Below are 4720 nucleotides of genomic sequence, written 5' to 3'. Positions count from 1 at the left end.
GTGTATAAGAGACAGGTGGTGTACCAGCACCTGTTCTGGCTGTTCGGCCACCCGGAGGTCTACATCCTCATCCTGCCCGCGTGGGGCATGGTGGGGGACTTCGTGGCGTTCTTCAGCCGCAAGCCCGCGCACGGCTACCGGCTGACGGCGGGGGCCATGGGCGCGGTGACGGCGCTGAGCGGCGCGGTGTACGCGCACCACCTGTTCACCAGCGGGATGGCGCCGGTGCTGGGGCGCACGTTCATGGTGCTGACGCTGCTGATTTCGCTGCCGGCGCAGGTGATGTTCCTCAACTGGCTGATGACGCTGTGGCGGGGCAGCGTGCGGCTCACGTCGCCCATGCTCGCGGCGCTGGCGACGATGATTGTCTTCGGTCTGGGCGGCATCACGGGCCTGGCGCTGGGCGCGGTGGCGACGGACGTGCCGCTGCACGGGACCATGTGGGTGGTGGGCCACTTCCACCTGACGATGGGCGCGGCCAGCTTCCTCGCGGTGTTCGCGGGGCTCTACTTCTGGTTCCCCCGCATGTACGGGCGCGCGCTGGATGAGCGGCTGGCGAAGGTGCACGTGGTGCTGAGCGCGGTGCTCTTCATCGCTGTCTTCGGTGGCCAGCTGGTGGCGGGCTACGCGGGGCAGCTGCGGCGGCTCTATGACCCGTACCAGTACACGTTCCTCGCGCACCTGCTCACGTTGAACCGGTGGACCAGCTGGGCCGCGTTCGCGCTGGGCGCGGTGCAGCTGGTCTTCGTGGTGAACCTGGTGCGGACGCTCCGGTGGGGACGGGCCACGGAGCCGAACCCGTGGCGCGTGGGCACGCTGGAGTGGACGGACGCGGGGCCCGGCGCCGTGGTGCTGCGCGGGCCGCATGCGCTGTCGCAACCGGAAGTACAGGAGCAACTGGGTCGCGATTGGATTGGCCAGGCGGAGCCGCTGCCCTCGGGCATGCCGGTGGCCGAGCCGGTGGTGCCTCCGGTGCCGCCGGTGTCGGGAGTGGAGGGCGCCGGCTAGCGGTGCTCCCAGAGGTCCACGCCGCCGGTGTCGCCTTCCGGGAAGCGGCGGACGAAGCGCTGCTTGAACCAGGGGCGGCTCTCCGGAGTGAGCTGCCAGGTGCCTCGCCCGCCGAGGATGACGAAGCGGCAGGAGTCCAGCATGACACGCAGGGCCTGCTGGGCCTCGGGGGCGGAGATGGCTTCGGTGGTCTCGTCGAAGCGGTCGCCGGTGCTCATGGCGTCCTGGAGCATGGTGGAATAGACGTCCACGATGGGAGTGGCACCCACTGGGAGCCGGCCCGCCGCGAGCGCCCAGCCAGGTTCGAAGGAGAAGAGGCACGCCTTGGGAGGCACGTTGGCGCGGATGTACTCCGAGAGCGCCGCGACCTCTGGGACCTGCTGCTGGCCACTCTGGACGACGTGCCATGCACCGGGCAGGCACGCGGCGGCAAGCACGAGCGCGGCCACGGCCCGTGAAGCGGAGCGGCCCCAGCGTGCGCTGAGTGCATGGAGCACGGAGGCGCCCAGGCCCGCGAGCACGGCCTCCGACGCGGCGAGGTGCGCGTTGTACTGGTCGAAGTAGGACCGTGACGCGAGGAACAGGGCCACGCCGAGGATGAACGCGCAGGCGAAGAAGCGTGCGGCGGGGCGGTGCTCCGGGGGAGCGCGGAAGGCGCGCACGCACGCGGTGCAGAGGCCCACGAGCGCGAGGAGCACTTCTCCCAGCCGGCGCTCGTGGAAGATGTCGCGAAGACGCAGCCAGCGGTCCGCTTCACCGTCCGCGGGGCGCACGGCCTGGAAGGTGATGACGTCGCGCAGGAACTCGGAAGGGGCGAGCGCGGCCAGGGGGCCGACGACGACGGCGAAGGTGGCGAGCGCGGCGAGCACGGTCGGGATGGCCTGACGCCAGGCGTCCTTCCCCGGACGGGCGAACAGCGCGGCGATGAGCCACAGGACGCCCGGAAGCTTCACGGAGATGGCGAGGCCCAGGAGCACGCCCGCGCCGATGCGGCGTGCTCGGGAGTGCGGGCCGGGAACGAGCCAGAGGTTCGCGAAGCCCAGGCACAGGACGTTGAGCAGGGGCTCCAGGAAGGTGCCACGTTCGACGAGGGCGGCCTCCGGATACGCGGCATAGGCGAGCGCGGCCACGCAGCCCGCGATGGGGCCCCAGGCCCGCCAGGCGACGCGGCCCGCGAGGAACACGCACAGGGCGCCCACGGTGGCGGCGAGGTAGCGCGTGATGCCGTAGGCCGTGGCCGCGTCGAGGCCCAGCGTGAGCGCGGCGCCAGGAGCCCAGAGCAGCAGCGCTCCGGGCGGGTGGACGAAGATGAAGTCGCGGTAGGGCAGGTCCCCGCGCAGCAGGAGCGACGCGGCGGAGAAGTAGACGCCCTCGTCGTAGTCCATGGGGTAGCCCATGGCGCCCGAGGGATGGAAGAACGCCAGCGCACGCAGCACCCATGCGCCCAGCGCCACGATGAGCAATGGCCAGACGTCCAGGCCTCGCGGAGCGTGAAGAGGGACGGACGGAGACGGCGCTGCGAGCGGAGTGGGCGCGGGTTGCATCGGCGTGAGCGCGAGAGGCTACTACCGGCGGGCACCGCCCGAGCAGGCTTCGTGCATCCCACCGCGGCCGGTTCAGGCTCACGGGTGCGATGCGTGGACGTGATTGCCGCTCCGAGAGACAGGGGCCCGCCCGGCTTCCTGGTGCTTTCCGCCGGGCCCAGGCATGCGAGAGTCCCACGCCGTGAGCACGAACGAACTGGCCTCGCAGCGCGACGAAGGGAACCTCTGGTTCGGGGCCGTCATCGCGCACGGCGCGGTGGCGATGCTCTTCTGCGCCATGGCCTTCACCGCGGGCTTCTACCGGCTGCGCGGCTTCTGGCCTCCCGCGTCCGCGCGCCCCGGACTCCTCGTCCCCGCGCTGGCGGGTGGGCTCCTCGTCATCGGGGCGGTGTCGCTGCACGCCTCGCTCCGGCATCCGCGACCGGGCCGCCTCACGTTGGCGGGCGTGCTGAGCGCGGGCGCGGCGTTCCTCGCGACGCAGGCGGCGTGGTCGCACGTGCTGTTCTGGTACCGCGACCTGCGCATCCCCGACAGCGGCGTCTTCGGCGCGTCGCTGTATGGCCTGTCGGCGGTGCAGGCCGCGCATCTGTCAGTCGTGATGCTGGGGCTGCTGCGCGCGGGACTTCGTGTCCTGCATGGGCAGGAGGCTCGCGCTCCGTTGCGGCGCGCGCTGCCCGGATGGTGGTGTTCGACGGTGATGTACGGCGTCCTCTTCGCGGTGGTGTACCTCCCATGAAGCCTGGTTCCTTCTCGCTCCGCATCCTCGCCGTGCTCGCGCTGGGGGCCTTCGCTCCCGCGTGCCGCAAGGAGACGCCCACCTTCGAGCCCCTGAAGCTCGCGGACGGCACCGTCATCCCCGCGGCGACGCTGTCGCGCGGCTACGACGTCTACACGCACTACTGCGCGTCCTGTCACGGTGAGAAGGGCGACGGTCAGGGCCCTGCCGGCTCCGGCATGCGGCCTCCTCCGCGCAACTTCCACCAGGGCCTCTACAAGTTCGGCGGCGTGGCCGCGGGCGAGCTGCCCACCGATGACGCGCTCAAGCGCACCCTGCGCCGGGGCCTGCACGGCACGCCCATGTTCGCGTGGGACGTGCCTCCGGCGGACGTGGACGCCGTGGTGCAGTACCTCAAGACCTTCAGTCCGCGCTGGAAGCAGGAGTCGCCGGGTGCGGCCATCACCCTGTCCGAAGACCCGTGGAAGGGCCGCGAGGCCGAGGCCCTGGAGCGCGGCCGCACCGTCTACCACGTGGCCGGCAAGGGCAACGCGGGCTGCGCCAGCTGCCACGTCGCGTACCTGCCCCGAGCCGAACTCGCCGCGCTCACGGAGAGCGTCACCGGCCGCAAGGTGAACCTGGCGAACGCGGATCCGTACACGGCGCTGCAGCGGGATTCGGACTACTCGCTCACCGTGGACGCGAAGGGCGAAGCCACGCAGCTGGCCAAGGTGCTGCCACCGGACTTCCTCTTCCACCGGCTGCGCACCGTGTGGCCGCAGGGCACTCGCGTGGAAGGCCAGCCGTACACCGCGCAGGCGCAGCGCGAGGACCTCTACCGCGTCATGGCCGCGGGCGTCGGCGGCGCCGCCATGCCGTCATGGAAGGGCGCCATCCCCGAAGAGAACCTGTGGGCGCTCGCGTACTACGTGCAGAGCCTCGTCGTGATGCACGACACCTCCGCGGCCCGCGACCTTCAGCAACGGTTGCGTGACTCGAAGGTCCAGGAATAGCGGATAGATTCAGCAACCTGAAAAGTCAGCCTTCCTGGGAAACTAATTCCCAGGCGTCGCGAAAATCCGGGCATTGATTTACCTCTTTTCCCGGAGTTTTAACCGTGACGACCTATTCCGTTCGCAGCGGCGACACGTTGAGCGGCCTGGCGCAGCGCTTCAACACGTCGGTGGGCTCGCTCCAGAAGACGAACCACATCGCGAACGCGAATCTCATCCGCGTGGGTCAGCGGCTGACGGTCCCGGACAGCTTCCAGGCGGCGCCGTCGAAGGGTGGCAGCTACACGGTGCGCAGCGGTGACACGCTGAGCGGCATCGCGGGGCGGCATGGCACGACGGTGGGGGCGCTGGCGAAGGCGAACCACATCGCGAACCCGAACAAGATCTACGTGGGCCAGAAGCTCACGATTCCGGGCCGCGCGGGAGGCACGGGCGGGACG

At 70.6% G+C, this 4720-nt stretch carries 5 protein-coding genes; 4 read left to right on the top strand and 1 reads right to left on the bottom strand.

Features of this window, described 5'->3' with window-relative positions; genetic code table 11:
- A partial coding sequence (locus tag D7X55_RS35925) for a cbb3-type cytochrome c oxidase subunit I (RefSeq protein WP_199747300.1) occupies positions 1-1008 on the top strand: 1008 nt, incomplete at its 5' end.
- Here the strand turns inward: D7X55_RS35925 and D7X55_RS35920 are convergent.
- Positions 1005-2462, bottom strand: a complete 1458-nt coding sequence (locus tag D7X55_RS35920; protein WP_233610268.1) for a glycosyltransferase family 87 protein — start codon at positions 2460-2462, stop codon at positions 1005-1007. The two genes, D7X55_RS35925 and D7X55_RS35920, sit on opposite strands and share 4 nt — an antisense overlap.
- Before the next feature lie 271 nt (positions 2463-2733).
- On the opposite strand from D7X55_RS35920, the gene D7X55_RS35915 reads away from it, so the two are divergent.
- The 3 genes from D7X55_RS35915 to D7X55_RS35905 form a co-directional block, all read left to right on the top strand.
- A complete protein-coding gene (locus tag D7X55_RS35915) occupies positions 2734-3288 on the top strand; it encodes a hypothetical protein (protein WP_120553032.1) in 555 nt (184 codons plus the stop codon).
- Positions 3285-4280 (top strand): cytochrome c, encoded by a 996-nt coding sequence (locus D7X55_RS35910; RefSeq protein WP_120553031.1) that lies wholly within the window; start codon positions 3285-3287, stop codon positions 4278-4280. Before D7X55_RS35915 ends, D7X55_RS35910 begins: the two co-directional genes overlap by 4 nt.
- A 104-nt stretch (positions 4281-4384) precedes the next feature.
- Positions 4385-4720, top strand: a 336-nt coding sequence (locus D7X55_RS35905) for a LysM peptidoglycan-binding domain-containing protein (protein ID WP_121725390.1), incomplete at its 3' end; no start/stop codon positions are given.

Source organism: Corallococcus sp. AB049A (genome assembly GCF_003668885.1).
Lineage (GTDB): Bacteria > Myxococcota > Myxococcia > Myxococcales > Myxococcaceae > Corallococcus > Corallococcus interemptor.
The sequence above is the reverse complement of the archived record's forward strand: the minus strand, read 5'-3'. Positions and strand labels throughout refer to the sequence as shown.